Origin of the sequence: Roseomonas sp. GC11, from assembly GCF_024437745.1 — a bacterium.
In the GTDB taxonomy this organism is placed as follows: Bacteria; Pseudomonadota; Alphaproteobacteria; order Acetobacterales; family Acetobacteraceae; genus Pseudoroseomonas.
The window spans coordinates 1-13,030 of sequence record NZ_JANFNY010000104.1 but is presented as its reverse complement, the minus strand read 5'-3'; the positions used below and the strand labels follow the sequence as shown (position 1 = coordinate 13,030).

Annotated in this window: 14 protein-coding genes; 9 read left to right on the top strand and 5 right to left on the bottom strand. The window is 70.1% G+C overall.

From position 1 onward, the window contains the following. On the top strand, positions 1 to 353 hold a 353-nt coding region (locus NON00_RS21930), incomplete at its 5' end, for a (2Fe-2S)-binding protein (RefSeq protein ID WP_256024890.1). A 255-nt stretch (positions 354 to 608) separates the two neighbouring features. Here the strand turns inward: NON00_RS21930 and NON00_RS21925 are convergent. Then, the gene (locus NON00_RS21925) at positions 609 to 803 is read right to left on the bottom strand and encodes a hypothetical protein (RefSeq protein WP_256024889.1); all 195 of its coding nucleotides are present in this window, start codon (positions 801 to 803) and stop codon (positions 609 to 611) included. Positions 804 to 962: 159 nt separating this feature from the next. Here NON00_RS21925 and NON00_RS21920 point away from each other — a divergent pair, with 159 nt between their 5' ends. Continuing rightward, positions 963 to 1,631: a hypothetical protein gene (locus tag NON00_RS21920; protein ID WP_256024888.1), complete on the top strand. Its 669-nt coding sequence runs from the start codon at positions 963 to 965 to the stop codon at positions 1,629 to 1,631. Between the two features lie 9 nt (positions 1,632 to 1,640). Here the strand turns inward: NON00_RS21920 and NON00_RS21915 are convergent, their stop codons facing one another. Both NON00_RS21915 and NON00_RS21910 read right to left on the bottom strand, forming a co-directional pair. Further along, positions 1,641 to 2,408: an SDR family oxidoreductase gene (locus NON00_RS21915; protein WP_256024887.1), complete on the bottom strand. Its 768-nt coding sequence runs from the start codon at positions 2,406 to 2,408 to the stop codon at positions 1,641 to 1,643. Between the two features lie 159 nt (positions 2,409 to 2,567). After that, positions 2,568 to 3,257: a GntR family transcriptional regulator gene (locus NON00_RS21910; RefSeq protein WP_256024886.1), complete on the bottom strand. Its 690-nt coding sequence runs from the start codon at positions 3,255 to 3,257 to the stop codon at positions 2,568 to 2,570. Positions 3,258 to 3,381: 124 nt separating this feature from the next. Here NON00_RS21910 and NON00_RS21905 point away from each other — a divergent pair, with 124 nt between their 5' ends. From NON00_RS21905 to NON00_RS21880, 6 genes are all read left to right on the top strand, one after another. Beyond that, positions 3,382 to 4,620, top strand: coding sequence for an ABC transporter substrate-binding protein (locus NON00_RS21905; protein WP_256024885.1), 1,239 nt, complete (start codon positions 3,382 to 3,384; stop codon positions 4,618 to 4,620). Between the two features lie 74 nt (positions 4,621 to 4,694). After that, positions 4,695 to 5,561 carry a branched-chain amino acid ABC transporter permease gene (locus NON00_RS21900; RefSeq protein ID WP_256024891.1) on the top strand — a complete coding sequence of 289 codons (867 nt, stop codon included), beginning with the start codon at positions 4,695 to 4,697 and terminating at the stop codon, positions 5,559 to 5,561. An 8-nt stretch (positions 5,562 to 5,569) separates the two neighbouring features. Beyond that, positions 5,570 to 8,077 (top strand): branched-chain amino acid ABC transporter ATP-binding protein/permease, encoded by a 2,508-nt coding sequence (locus NON00_RS21895; RefSeq protein WP_256024884.1) that lies wholly within the window; start codon positions 5,570 to 5,572, stop codon positions 8,075 to 8,077. Positions 8,078 to 8,303: 226 nt separating this feature from the next. Beyond that, positions 8,304 to 9,224, top strand: a complete 921-nt coding sequence (locus NON00_RS21890; RefSeq protein WP_256024883.1) for a 3-hydroxyacyl-CoA dehydrogenase — start codon at positions 8,304 to 8,306, stop codon at positions 9,222 to 9,224. Positions 9,225 to 9,247: 23 nt separating this feature from the next. After that, positions 9,248 to 10,174, top strand: coding sequence for a 3-keto-5-aminohexanoate cleavage protein (locus NON00_RS21885; protein ID WP_256024882.1), 927 nt, complete (start codon positions 9,248 to 9,250; stop codon positions 10,172 to 10,174). Between the two features lie 193 nt (positions 10,175 to 10,367). Next, a complete protein-coding gene (locus NON00_RS21880) occupies positions 10,368 to 10,526 on the top strand; it encodes a preprotein translocase subunit SecE (RefSeq protein ID WP_256024881.1) in 159 nt (52 codons plus the stop codon). A gap of 100 nt (positions 10,527 to 10,626) precedes the next feature. Here NON00_RS21880 and ndk read toward each other — a convergent pair whose 3' ends face one another. After that, positions 10,627 to 11,049 (bottom strand): nucleoside-diphosphate kinase, encoded by a 423-nt coding sequence (gene ndk, locus NON00_RS21875; RefSeq protein WP_256024880.1) that lies wholly within the window; start codon positions 11,047 to 11,049, stop codon positions 10,627 to 10,629. A gap of 137 nt (positions 11,050 to 11,186) precedes the next feature. Here ndk and NON00_RS21870 point away from each other — a divergent pair, with 137 nt between their 5' ends. Next, entirely contained in the window at positions 11,187 to 12,233 is a 1,047-nt protein-coding gene (locus tag NON00_RS21870) for an AI-2E family transporter (protein WP_256024879.1), read from the top strand. Between the two features lie 40 nt (positions 12,234 to 12,273). Here the strand turns inward: NON00_RS21870 and NON00_RS21865 are convergent. Further along, positions 12,274 to 13,030 (bottom strand): energy transducer TonB (locus tag NON00_RS21865; protein WP_256024877.1); only part of this gene is annotated, 757 nt, incomplete at its 5' end.

The following is a 13,030-nucleotide window of genomic DNA, read 5'->3' as shown; positions in this document are numbered from 1 at the left end:
GGGCGGAGGCGCTGGCGCTGCGCCCCTTCCTCGATGCGCTCTATGCCCCGGCGCCCGAGGTGCTGGCGCCGCGCGCCGAGGAGACGGTGGTCTGCCGCTGCGAGGAGATCACGGCCGGGCAGGTGCGCCACGCCGCGCGGCTGGGCGCCACCGGGCCGAACCAGGCCAAGGCCTATCTGCGCACCGGCATGGGCCCCTGCCAGGGGCGGATGTGCGGCACCACCGTGGCCGCGCTGATCGCCGAGACGCGCGGCATCACGATGGAGGAGGCCGGCACGCTGCGCCCGCGCGCGCCCTACAAGCCCATCACCGTGGGCGACCTCGCCAACCTGCCGGCCGGGGAACTGGCCTGAGAGACGGCTGAGAGACCGTTTGAGAAGACCGGGCGGGTCGGTTCCGCGGGTCTTTTCCGCCCTTGTGTCGTTGGCCGGCTTGAGGGGGCCTTGCCCCCTCGAACGCCCCCCCTTTCCTTCCCCGGGCAGGGGAGCGGGTGCGCCGCGCCCGCCATCAGAAAGGGTTTCCAAAGACCTCAGGCCTTGGGTCGCGCGCGGGGTCTTGAGAGGAGCCAAGCCTCCCGCAAGGCCACGCGCGCATTGTCAAACGGCCTCTCAGGTGTTGGGGCAGGCCTTCGCCCGCATCAGCTCGTCCAGCCGGGCATTGCGGCGTTGCAGGGCTTCCGCCTCGCGCTTCTCCGTATCGTTGAGGTTGAGGAAGACCACGCCCGTCGCCAGGAACATGCCGACATTGTTGGCCGTGGCGGCCTTGCGCTCCCCGGTCAGTTCCAGGATGCGGGTTTCATTCACCTGCCGCTCTCCCTGGAGATGTTCACAGGTTAATTTCGCGTCAAAATCGGAGTGTTCCGAAACGATTCGCGCCTCCCGGCCGCCACAGCCGGAGAGCAGGATCGCCAGGGCAGAAAACGCCCCCAGGGCAACGCACAGACGCAAGGCAGCCTCCCCATCATGATCGCGCAGTCGAACGCAACGATCCGCAACGAAATGGCCCAGGTCAAGCGCCGCCTCCTGTCCGGCCAGCGCTGGCGGGCGCTGCTGCTGGCCAGCCTGCTGCCGCTGGCCGCCTGCGCCGCCCCCGCCGACCCCGGCGCGATGACGGCCCCGCTCAGCGAGGCCACGCTGCTGCCGGCGGCCTCCGGGCTACGGCAGGCGGTGCAGATGGGCCAGGTGGCCGGCGGGCGGGAAACCCACCCGCTGTGGAAGTCCGACGTCTCCAGCACCGACTTCGCCGAGGCGCTGCGCCGCAGCCTGCGCGCCCATGCCATGCTCGGCAGCGGTGCCGGGGCCTACCGCCTGGATGCCGAGCTGCTGCGCGTCGACCAGCCCTTCGGCGGCATCAACCTGGAGGTCTCCGCCGAGGTGCGCTACCGCCTCGTGCGGCTGAGCGACAATGCCACGGTGTTCGATCAGGTGATCAACAAGGCCTATACCGCCAGCTTCGGCTCCAGCCTCGTCGCCGTCACGCGGCTCAAGCTGGCGAATGAAGGGGCCATCCGCGAGAATATCAGCGCCCTCATCGCCGCGCTGGTGGCGCAGGAGAAGGCGCAGCCCGGCATCTTCGGCGTGCCGGTGGCGGAATTGGAGGACGCGCTGCGCCGCGCCCTGCTGCCCGCCTGAACCCGGCCCTCACGACAGCATGCGCGTGTCGCCATCAATGCTGATGGCCTGGCCGGAGATGGTGCGGCCGCGCGGCGAGGCCAGGAGGAGGATCTGGTCCGCCAGCTGCTGCGGCGTCACATACTCCTTGATCGAGGTGTAGCCGAAGGCGATCCGCTCCATCTCGGCGAAGGGCACGCCGCGCTGCTGGGCCTTGGCCTCCAGCACGCGGCGCTGCCGGTCCCCCGCGACCAGGCCGGGCAGGATGGCATTCACCCGGATGCCCGCCTCCCCCAGCTCGATGGCGAGCGACTTGGTCAACCCGAGCACCCCCCATTTGGCGGCGGCATAGGGGCCGCGCAGCGCGAAGCCGTATTTGCCCGCCGCCGAGGACAGGTTGACGATGCTGGCATTGCCGCTCTGCCGCAGAAGCGGGATGGCCAGCCGGGCGCAGTTGAACTGGCTGGTGAGGCAGACCTCCAGGCAGCGGTCCCAGTCCTCGGGGTTGATCTCCTCCAGCCGGCCGGTGGGGCCGGCGATGCCGGCATTGTTCACCAGCACGTCCAGCCCGCCGAGTTCCATCAGCGCCGCCTGGAATAGCGCCGCCACCTGGGCGCGGTCCGCCACATCGGCGCGGCGCCAGCCCACCCCGGCGGGCAGGCTGGCCAGCCCGGCCTCGTCCACATCGCAGGTGAAAACCCGCGCGCCCTCGGCCAGGAACGCCTCGACAATGGCGCGGCCAATCCCCGCCGCCCCCGCGGTGACCAGAACCCTGGCGCCGGCCAGACCCAGATCCATGATGTTCCTCCCTTTTTTGGTTTCAGTAGAAATTTCGTTCTTTTTTGAAAAAAAGAACCAAAAAACTTTTATCAGTGGGCGCCCCGCCTGGACGGGAGACGGCGGCAGCCTGAAAAAAAGCTTCTTTTTCTTCAGAAAAGAAGATTATTCTGAATAAATTCAATCTCCTGGCAAAGCCCCCTTGCCGATGATGAAATCCGCCGCCCGCGTGATGTCCTCCGCGATGGCGGCGCGCGCGGCCTCGGCATCGCCACGCCGGATCGCCTCCAGCGCGGCGGCGTGGCAATGCAGGGCATGGCCCGCCGTCAGCCGTTCCCGCGAGTGGCGCAGGTCGAGGTTGATGACCGGCCCGGCCTTCAGCCACAGCCCGCCAATCACCTCCACCAGCGTGGGCAGCCCGGCGGCGGCGTAGATGGCAAAGTGGAAATCGCGGTTGCGCGCCACCGCGGCGCCGAGGTCGGGCGGCTCCCCGGTGGCGCGGAAGGCGGCCTCGGCCGCCGCGATGGCCGCAAGCTGGGTGGCGTCGCGGCCCGTGGCGGCCAGGCTGGCGGCCCAGCCCTCGATGCCGGCGCGCACCGTGGCCAGTTCGCGGAACTGGGCGCGCGTCATCACCGGCACGCGCACGGCGCGGTTGGGCGCGACCTCCAGCGCGCCATCGGCGATCAGGCGGCTCACCGCCTCCCGCACCGGCATCACGGAGACGCCGAGCGCCTCCGACAGGTCACGCAGCGAAAGCTTCTCCCCCGGCGCGGCGCGGCCGGAGGCAAGCAGGTCCCGCAGATGGGCATAGGCCGATTCCCCGAGGGTGCGGCGCTCCAGCTGCGGCAGGGTGGCGAGGGCGAGGGTCACGCATTCCCTCTGGACAATCCGGGGTGGATGCGCAAGCCTGCCTGTGATCACAGATCACGATAAGGATCGGATCGCGGGCGAGAGGCGGAAAACCGCCCCGCCGAACGGAGGAGAGGACCCAGGAATGACCGAGCTTCCCCGCATCACGCGGCGGGGCGCGCTGCTTGGCGCCGCCACGCTGCTCGCCGCCCCCGCCATTTCCCATGCGCAGCCGGATGTCATCCGCATCGGCCACCTGACGCCGCGCACGGGCTTCCTCGGCCCGCTCGGCGAATTCGCCGTGCAGGCGGCGCAGATGGCCACTGACGAGATCAACACCGCGGGCGGCATCCTCGGCCGCAGGCTGGAAGTGCTCTACGAGGACAGCGTCAACCCGCAGACGGCCAGCGCCAAGGCGGAGCGCTACATCCAGCGCGACAAGGTCACCTGCATCGTGGGCGAGATCAACTCGGCCTCGGCGCTGGCGATCGGGCAGGTGGTGCAGCGGGAGCGCGCGCTCTTCATCAACACCGGCGCCAATTCGGACGCGCTGCGCGGCAGCGACTGCCGCAAGTTCATGTTCCACATCGAGGGCCAGAACTCGATGTATGTGAAGGCGGTGGGCCGCGCCCTGCTGCAGCAGGGGCTCATCAAGGGCAAGAAGACCTATGCCCTGACGGCGGATTATGCCTTCGGCCACGATCTGCTGCGCGTCGCCAAGCGCTTCATGGGCGAGAATGGCGGCACCATCGCCCATGAGGACCTGATCCCGACGGACCTCACCGACTTCTCCCCCTTCCTGCTGAAGATCCGGCAGGCACGGCCGGATGTGGTGGTGGCCAACCTCGCGGGCGCGCAGATCACCAACTTCCTCAAGCAGTATTCGGAATTCGGCCTGCGCTTCCCGGTGGCGGGCTTCGGCTTCGACACGGCGCTGGCCTGGGGCGCCGGGCAGGGCAACTTCCTCGGCACCTGGCCGACCATGTGGCACCACCGCCTGGACAATCCGGCGGCGCGGAAGTTCACCACCGATTTCCGCACGCGCTATGGCCGTCCGCCGGAGAACCAGGCCTGGGGCGACTACAACGCCATGAAGATCCTCGCCCGCGCCATGAACGAGGCGAAGAGCACCGAGGGCATCCGCATCGTCGAATATCTGGAGAGCGGCGCGAAGTTCGACGTGCTGAAGGGCCGCGAGAGCTATTTCCGCGCCCGCGACCACCAGATCATGACCGAGATGTACGCCATCTCCGCCCTGCCGCCGGCGGAGCAGAAGGACCGCTACGACATCTTCACCTCCTCCCCCGCCGTGCCGGGGCCGCAGGAGAGCCTGGAGGCCATCGCCTCCACGCCGGAAGAGAATGCCTGCACCTTCCCGAGCTGAGCTGACACAACCGGCCCCGCGCGCGGCATGAGGCGCGCGGGCCTCCCGGCGCAGGGAGTTCCGCCTTGGAAATCGTGTTTCTCATCGAGCAGATCCTCAACGGACTGCTGATCGGCGCCTATTACCTGCTGATCGCGCTTGGCCTGTCGCTGATCTTCAGCCTGGGCGGCATCGTCAATCTCGCGCATGGCGCCTTCTATGCTATCGGCGCCTATCTCACCGTGGCGCTGGCGCCGCATCTCGGCTTCGGCGGCGCCTTCGTCGTGGCGCCGGTGCTGGTCGGGCTGCTCGGCCTCGTCATCGAGCGTTTCCTGCTGCGGCGCTTCTACCGCGCGGACCCGATCCTCTCGCTGCTGCTCACCTTCGGCCTCGCCATGGTGGCCGAGCAATCCCTGCGCATGATCTTCGGCGCGCCGCCTTTGCCCTTCTCCATCCCGATCGCGCTGCGCGGGCAGGTCTTCATCGGCGAGTTCATCTATTCGCGCTACCGGCTGATGATCCTGGCCGTCGCGGCGCTCTGCGTGCTCGGCCTGTGGTTCCTGCTGCAACGGACGCATTTCGGCCGCGTCGTGCGCGCCGGCGTGCAGAACCCGGACATGGTGGGCGCGCTCGGCATTTCGCTCCGGCCCTATATGTCGGCGGTGGTGATGATCGCCGTGGGCCTCGCGGCGCTGGCCGGCGTCATGCTGGCGCCCGTCACCGGCGTGCATCCGGCGATGGGGGCGGAAATCCTCACCTTCGCCTTTGTCGTCGTCGTCATCGGCGGCCTTGGCTCCTTCTGGGGCGTGGTGGTGGCGGCGCTGATCGTCGGCGTGGTGCGCGGCATCGCCGCCTATGCCTTCCCGCCGGCCACCGAGGCCTCCGTCTATCTCCTCATGCTGCTCGTCCTGCTGCTGCGCCCGCGCGGCCTGTTCGGCGAGCGCATCGCCCGGTTCGAGTGAGCGCCGCCATGAGCCAACAGACCCGTTCCCTGCTCATCGCGCTCGCGGCCCTGCTGCTGCTGCCGGTGCTGCTGCCCGCGCTGGGGCTGACGCTGAAATCCGCCACCGATGTCGTCATCTTCGCCATCGCGGCGATGGGGCTGAACATCCTGGTCGGGCATACCGGCCTCGTCTCCTTCGGCCATGGCGCCTGGTTCGGCATCGGCGCCTATGCCGCCGGCATCCTCCAGCGCCATCTCTTCCCCGGCGACATGCTGCTGCCCACGCTGCTCGGGCTGGCCCTCGTCACCGTCTTCGCCACCGGGGCGGGGATGCTGATCCTGCGCCGCCGCGGCGTCTATTTCTCGCTGCTGACGCTGGCGATGACGGCGATGCTCTTCACCATCGCCTTCCGCTGGACGGAGCTGACCGGCGGCGAGGATGGCTTCGGCGGCATCACGCGCTATGCCGTCCTCGACGATGCGGCGGCCTACTACATCCTGGTCGCGCTGGTGGGCTTCGGCATGGTCTATGCGCTGTGGCGCTTCCACCACGCGCCGGCGGGCACCGTGCTCGTCGCCATCCGCGAGAATGAGCAGCGCGCGCGCTTCGTCGGCTACGACACCACGCGCTACAAGCTGCTGGCCTTCGTGCTCTCGGCGGGCGTCACGGCGCTGGCGGGCATGCTCTCCGCCTATAATCACCGCTTCGCCTCGGCCGAGCCCATCGCCATCGCCTTCTCGGGCGAGCTGCTGGCCATGGTCGTCATCGGCGGCATGCGCGGCTTCCTCGGCCCGGCGCTGGGCGCGCTCTTCTACATCCTGTTCCGCGAATTCCTCTCGATCTACACGGCCAACTGGCTGCTGGTGTTCGGGCTGCTCTTCGTGGGCTTCATCGTCTTCTCGCCGGACGGGCTGGTGGGCGTGGGCAAGCGGCTGCTCGCCCCCTTCCGCAAGGCACCGGTGGAGGATGCCGCCATGGCCGCCCGCCGCACCACCCTGCCGGAGCCGGTGCCGCCGCGCTTCATCCGCCCCGGCAGCGGCAGCGGCCCCGTCCTCGAAGCGGAGGCGCTGGCGAAAAGCTTCGGCCGCATCCGGGCGGTGAAGGGCGTCAGCTTCGCCGTCGCCGACCGCACGCTGCATGCGCTGATCGGCCCGAATGGCGCGGGCAAGACCAGCGCCTTCAACCTGCTCTCCGGCATGTTCCCGCCCGATGCGGGGCGCGTGGTGCTGGATGGCCGCGAGGCCACGGGGCTGGAGCCGCAGGCCATCACCCAGGCCGGCATCGGGCGTTCCTTCCAGATCACCAACCTCTTCCCCGGCCTGTCCATCGCCGAGAATCTGCGCCTCGCCATCCAGGCCCGGCACCCGGCGCGCTTCGGCCTGTGGCGCGGCGCGCAGGACTATGCCGACATGGCCGACGACACCGGGGTGCTGCTGCGCTGGATGGGCCTCGCCGGCATCGAGCAGGCGGAGGCCGGCGCGCTCTCCTATGGCGGGCAGCGCCTGGTGGACATGGCCGTGGCCGTCGCCACCCGCCCGCGCGTGCTGCTGCTGGACGAGCCGCTGGCCGGCCTCGCCACCGCCGAGCGCACCCGCGTGGGCGAGCTCATCAAGCGCGTCTCGGCCGATATTCCCGTGCTGCTCGTCGAGCACGACATCGACCGCGTCTTCGCCCTCGCCGACCGGGTGACGGTGATGAATGACGGCGAGGTGCTGGTGGACGGCACGGTGGAGGATGCGCGCGGCGATGCGCGGGTGCAGGCCGTCTATCTCGGCTCCGGCGCGGCGGCGATCGCGGCGAAGCCCCGCCCCTCCGCCGTGGCGCCGGATGTGCTGCTGGCGCTGGAGGACATCCACACCTTCTACGGCAAAAGCCACATCCTCCAGGGCGTCTCGCTGCGTGTGCGGCAGGGGGAGATCCTGGCGCTGCTCGGGCGCAACGGCGCGGGCAAGTCCACGCTGCTGAAAAGCATCATGGGCATCGCCCGCCCGGCGCGCGGCGAGATGGTGCTGGCGGGCGAAGCCGTGGCGGGCCTGCCCTCCGACCAGATCGCGCGGCGCGGCGTGGGCTTCGTGCCGCAGGGGCGCGGGCTCTTCGCCGGGATGAGCGTGGCGGAAAACCTCGCCCTCGGCCGGCTGAAGCGGCTGACCGGCGCCGGCCGCCACTGGGATGAGGAGAAGGTGCTGGAATTCTTCCCGCGCCTGAAGCAGCGCTGGCGCACCCCGGCCGATGCCCTCTCCGGCGGCGAGCAGCAGATGGTGGCGGTGGCCCGCGCCCTCTCCGGCGATACGCGGCTGCTGCTGCTGGATGAGCCCTTCGAGGGCCTCTCGCCGGCGGTGACGGAAGAACTCTTCGAGGCCTTCGACCGGCTGCGCCAGGAGATTTCCATCATCATCGTGGACCACAACCTGGACCTCGCCCTGGCGCTCTCGGACAGCACCGTGGCGCTGGAACGCGGCGCGGTGACCTGGACGGGCGAAAGCCGCGCCCTGCGCGACGATCTCGACCTGCGGCGGAAAGTTCTTTGGCTCTGACAGGACAGTTCTGGGGGAATGAATTCCCCCAGGCCCCCTTCTTTTTTCTGTCAGGCTGCCGCCGTCTGGCGGAGAGGCGGGACGCCACACGGATGGCGGGGTCCGGGGGGACCCTGTCCCCCCGGCCGAGGGGGTGTGGGGGAGGCGGAGCCTCCCCCAGGATAAAGGCTCGGTCTGGGGGAGGCGGAGCCTCCCCCAGGAACGAGAAGAACACGAGGAGGACAGCATGACACCCCACAGCGTCGCCATTGTCGGCAGCGGGCTGATCGGCCGGGCCTGGGCGATGATCTTCGCCCGCGCCGGCTGGGATGTGGCGCTCTACGATGCCGCGCCCGGCGTGGCGGAGGCCGCCACAGGCCTCTGCGCCCAGGGGCTGACGGACCTCGCCGAGCAGGGCCTCTGCGAGGACCCCGCCGGGGCCGCGCGCCGCATCCGCGCCGTGGGCAGCCTGGCAGAAGCCGTCTCCACCGCCAACCTGGTGCAGGAGAACGGCCCGGAGGTGCTGGAGGTGAAGCAGGCCCTCTTCGCTGAGCTGGACCGGCTGGCGCCGCCGGGCTGCATCCTCGCCTCCTCCTCCTCCGCCATCCGCGCCTCGCTCTTCACCGAGGCGCTGCCGGGCCGGGCGCGCTGCCTCGTGGCGCATCCGGTGAACCCGCCGCACCTCGTGCCGCTGGTCGAGCTGTCCGGCGCGCCCTGGACAGCGCCCGAGGTGGTGGCCCGCGCGCGCGCGATCTATGCCGCCATCGGCCAGGTGCCCATCGCCGTGCTGAAGGAGGTGGAGGGCTTCATCCTCAACCGCCTGCAGGGCGCGCTGCTGGCCGAGGCCTTCCGCCTCGTCTCCGAGGGCTATGTGACGCCGCAGGACCTGGACCACACGGTGAAGGACGGGCTGGGGCTGCGCTGGTCCTTCATGGGCCCCTTCGAGACGATCGAGCTGAACGCCCCCGGCGGCATCCCCGATTACTGCGCCCGCTACACCGGCTTCTACCGCCGGCTGGCGGCGCAGCCCCCCTCCCCCGAGGTCTATGGGGCGGAGGCGGTGGGCACCATCCTCGAACAATGGGGCGCGCCCGGCGACCTGGCGGAGAAGATGCGCTGGCGGGACCGCCGCCTCGCCGCGCTGCGCGCACACAAGCAGAGCGCCTGAACGTAAAGCCTGGGAGAGACAGAATGGCCAAGCGGAACGTCATCATCACCTGCGCCGTCACCGGCGCCATCCACACGCCGAGCATGTCGCCCCACCTGCCCGTGACGGCGGAGCAGATCGCCGATGCGGCGGTGGGCGCGGCGGAGGCGGGGGCGGCCATCGTCCACCTGCACGCCCGCAACCCCGTCGATGGCCGGCCGGACCAGTCGCCGGAAGGGTTCTCGCCATTCCTTCAGGTGATCAAGCAGCGCTGCGGGGCGGTGATCAACATCACCACCGGCGGCGCGCCGACCATGACGATCGAGCAGCGGGTGAAGCCCGCCGCCACCTTCAGGCCGGAAGTCGCCAGCCTGAACATGGGCAGCATGAATTTCGGCCTTTTCGGGATGCTCAACCGCTTCAAGGAATTCCAGCACCCCTGGGAGAAGGAATACCTCTCGGACAAGGGCATCATCTTCCGCAACAGCTTCGCGGATATCGAATACATCCTGACGAAATGCGCCGAGAACGACACGCGCTTCGAGTTCGAGTGCTACGACACCGCCCATCTCTACAATCTGAAATACTTCCTGGACCAGGGCATCGTGAAGGCGCCGCTTTTCATCCAGACGGTGTTCGGCCTCCAGGGCGGCATCGGCGCGCACCCGGATGATGTGATGCACATGAAGCGCACCGCGGACCGCCTCTTCGGCGACCAGTATCAATGGTCCGTCCTCGGCGCCGGGCGCAACCAGCTGCCGATCGCGGCGATGGCGGCGGCCATGGGCGGGCATGTGCGCGTCGGGCTGGAGGACAGCCTCTGGGCCGGCCCGGGCCGCCTCGCCGCCTCCAATGCCGAGCAGGTGCGGCTGGCACGGCAGATCATCGAGGGACTCGGGCTGAAGATCGCCTCCCCGGACGAGGCGCGCGAGATCCTGGCCCTCAAGGGCGCGGACAAGGTGGGGTTCTGAGAGGCACTGCCGCAGGGGCAGGAAAACCGGGGCGGCACGGCCACCCCGGACAGAACAGATGAGAAAACCGGGGTGGCACGGCCACCCCGGACCCCGCGATCCGTTGGCACCACGGGGGGCGGCAAGCCTCTTGCCCCCGGCGCGGCCGATCCGTATCTCTGCCGAACAGACACGCCAGACCCGAGGGAACATCATGGCCGAGGCACAGCAGCATATCGATTTCATCGAAGTGAAGGCCGAGGACATCATGGCCGAGCGCCTGCAGGGCTGGGAGCTCTTCACCCAGGCCACCAAGTGGGGCATCGGCGCGGTCATCGTGCTGCTGGCGGCGCTCTACCTGCTCTGGGGCTGAGACCCTCCCCCATCCGGGGCCTGGGCATGAAAAAGGCGGCACCCCGCGGGGGGTGCCGCCTTTCGCATGTCTGGGGCGGGGGAGCCCGCCCCGGCCGGCCTCAGCCGACGATCTCGGTGCCCGAGAAGAAGAAGGCGATCTCGATGGCCGCGTTCTCGGCGCTGTCGGAGCCGTGCACGCTGTTCGCCTCGATGCTCTCGGCGAATTCCTTGCGGATGGTGCCCTCGGCGGCGTTGGCCGGGTTGGTGGCGCCCATGATCTCGCGGTTCTTGGCCACCGCGTTCTCACCCTCGAGCACCTGCACGACCACCGGGCCGGAGGTCATGAAGGAGACCAGGTCCTTGTAGAAGGGGCGCTCCTTGTGGACGGCGTAGAAGGCGCCGGCCTGGGCCTCGGACAGGTGCAGGCGCTTCTGCGCGACGATGCGCAGGCCCTGCTCCTCGAACTTGGCGTTGATCTTGCCCGTCAGGTTCCGGCGGGTGGCGTCCGGCTTCAGGATGGAGAGCGTGCGCTCGATGGCCATGGTGGCATTCCTTCGAAGGGGTGCGTCTGCCGCCGCCGGATAGGCGGGGTTGCCCGGCGGCGCAAGGGGCAAGCGGTGCAACCCCGCCGGCCGCCGCGCTTTACCCCGGCCGCGCCCTCCTGAGCGGAGACATTCCCATGACACGCGCAACCGTCTCCCTGCTGGTGCTGGCCGGCCTGCTGCTGCTCCTGCTGTGGCTGGTGCCCGAGGTGCCGCTGCTGGTCTTCGCCGCCATCCTGCTCGGGGTGTTCCTCTATGCCGGGGCGGACCGGCTGCGGCGGCTGGTGCCGCGCCTGCCGCATGGCGCGGCGGTGGGGCTGTTCCTCCTGCTGCTGGCGCTTGCCTTCACCGCCGCCGCGCTGCTCGCCGCCGGCCCGATCGCCGGGCAGCTCAACACGCTGTGGCAGGAGGTGCCGCGCGCCGCCGCCGGGCTGGCGGAGCAGCTTTCCCGCTACCGCTGGGGCCAGGAGATGCTGCGCCGCTTCCAGCCCGGCGAGATGGGCCTGCCCGCCGGTGGCGGCACCACCGCCGTGACGGCGCTGAACACCACCCTGAGCGGCCTGGCGAATCTGGTCCTGGTGGGCTTCCTGGGCCTGTATTTCGCGCTGGACCCGGCGCTGTACCGGCGTGGGATCGAGGCGATGGTGGCGCCCTCGCTGCGGCCGCGGGCGCATGCGCTGTGCCGGGAGGCGGCGGCGACGCTGCGCGGCTGGCTGGGCGCGCAGATGGTGTCCATGGCGGTGGTGGGGGTGCTGACGGGGCTCGGGCTGTGGCTGATCGGTGTGCCGCTGGCGCCGGTGCTGGGGCTGATCGCGGCGCTGCTCACCTTCATTCCCACGGTGGGGCCGGTGCTCTCCGCCGTGCCGGCGGTGCTGCTGGGGCTGGCGCAGGGCCTGGGCGGCGCGCTCTCGGTGGCGGCGGTCTATCTGGTGGTGCAGTCGGTGGAGAGCTACCTCATCACCCCTTATGTCCAGCGCCGCAGCGTGGACCTGCCGGAGGCCGCCACCATCGTCGCCCTGCTGGGCTTCGGCCTGCTCTATGGCCTGCTGGGCCTGCTGCTGGCGACGCCGATCGCCGCCGTGCTGCTGATGCTGGTCCGGCGGCTCTACGTGGACCACTACCTCGCCCAGGAATCTTTCTGTCAGGCTGCCGCCGTCCCCCGACACAGCGCGACGCCAAACTGAAAAAAGTTTTTTGGTTCTTTTTTTCAAAAAAGAACAATACCTACCTATAAATAATATTATAATGGATCGTGAAGTTCAGCGTCGTGCTCTCCCCCTCCATTCCATAGGGGAAGGCCGGCCCGATCTGGTCGCGGAAGAGCGACATGGCCCCGGCATCGAGCCAGCGGGAGCCGGATCGGCTGATGATCTGCGCCTCCAGGATGCGCCCGTCGCGCGCGACGGTGAGGCGGAGGACGACGCTGCCATCCTCGTTGTTCATCGCCGCCTGGGGCGGGTAGAAGCCGCGGCGCTGCACCCAGGCCTGGAAGGCGCGGCCCCAGTCGGCGCCGGGCTGGGCGCCGCCGACATGGGTCATGCTGGTGGTGTTGCTGGAACTGCCCTGGCGGTTGGGGCTCGGGCGGTATTGCGGCACGGCGCCCATGGCGAGGTCGAGCGCCCCCGGCCTGCCGGGCTGTGAGGGCGGGCGCGGCTGCGGCACGCGCGGCGTCAGGGCCTGGGGCGGCAGCATGGTCATGCCGGCGAAGGGGTTGCGCTGCGGCGGTGCCTCCGGCTGCGGCGGGCGCGGCGCCTGCTGGCGCGGCGGGGCGAGGCGCAGCGGCGTGGGCGAGGCCAGGCTTTCCGAAAGATCCGGCAGCGGCGCGGGCGGCGGGGGCGGCGGCAGGGTCACCGCCTCCCGCTCTGCCGGCGCGGGCGGCAGGGCCTCGGCCAGGGAGGGCGTGGGCGAAGGCGCGGGCGGCGGCGGCACGGGGAGGGGCGGCGCGGCCGGGGGCGGCGGCGGCGCGGCCTCGGCCTGCGGC

Coding starts and splice junctions, on each gene's coding strand:
- NON00_RS21920 (WP_256024888.1), top strand. CDS start 963: ATGATCGCGCAGTCGAACGCAACGATCCGCAACGAAATGGCCCAGGTC.
- NON00_RS21915 (WP_256024887.1), bottom strand. CDS start 2,408: ATGGATCTGGGTCTGGCCGGCGCCAGGGTTCTGGTCACCGCGGGGGCG.
- NON00_RS21905 (WP_256024885.1), top strand. CDS start 3,382: ATGACCGAGCTTCCCCGCATCACGCGGCGGGGCGCGCTGCTTGGCGCC.
- NON00_RS21895 (WP_256024884.1), top strand. CDS start 5,570: ATGAGCCAACAGACCCGTTCCCTGCTCATCGCGCTCGCGGCCCTGCTG.
- NON00_RS21890 (WP_256024883.1), top strand. CDS start 8,304: ATGACACCCCACAGCGTCGCCATTGTCGGCAGCGGGCTGATCGGCCGG.
- NON00_RS21885 (WP_256024882.1), top strand. CDS start 9,248: ATGGCCAAGCGGAACGTCATCATCACCTGCGCCGTCACCGGCGCCATC.
- NON00_RS21880 (WP_256024881.1), top strand. CDS start 10,368: ATGGCCGAGGCACAGCAGCATATCGATTTCATCGAAGTGAAGGCCGAG.
- ndk (WP_256024880.1), bottom strand. CDS start 11,049: ATGGCCATCGAGCGCACGCTCTCCATCCTGAAGCCGGACGCCACCCGC.
- NON00_RS21870 (WP_256024879.1), top strand. CDS start 11,187: ATGACACGCGCAACCGTCTCCCTGCTGGTGCTGGCCGGCCTGCTGCTG.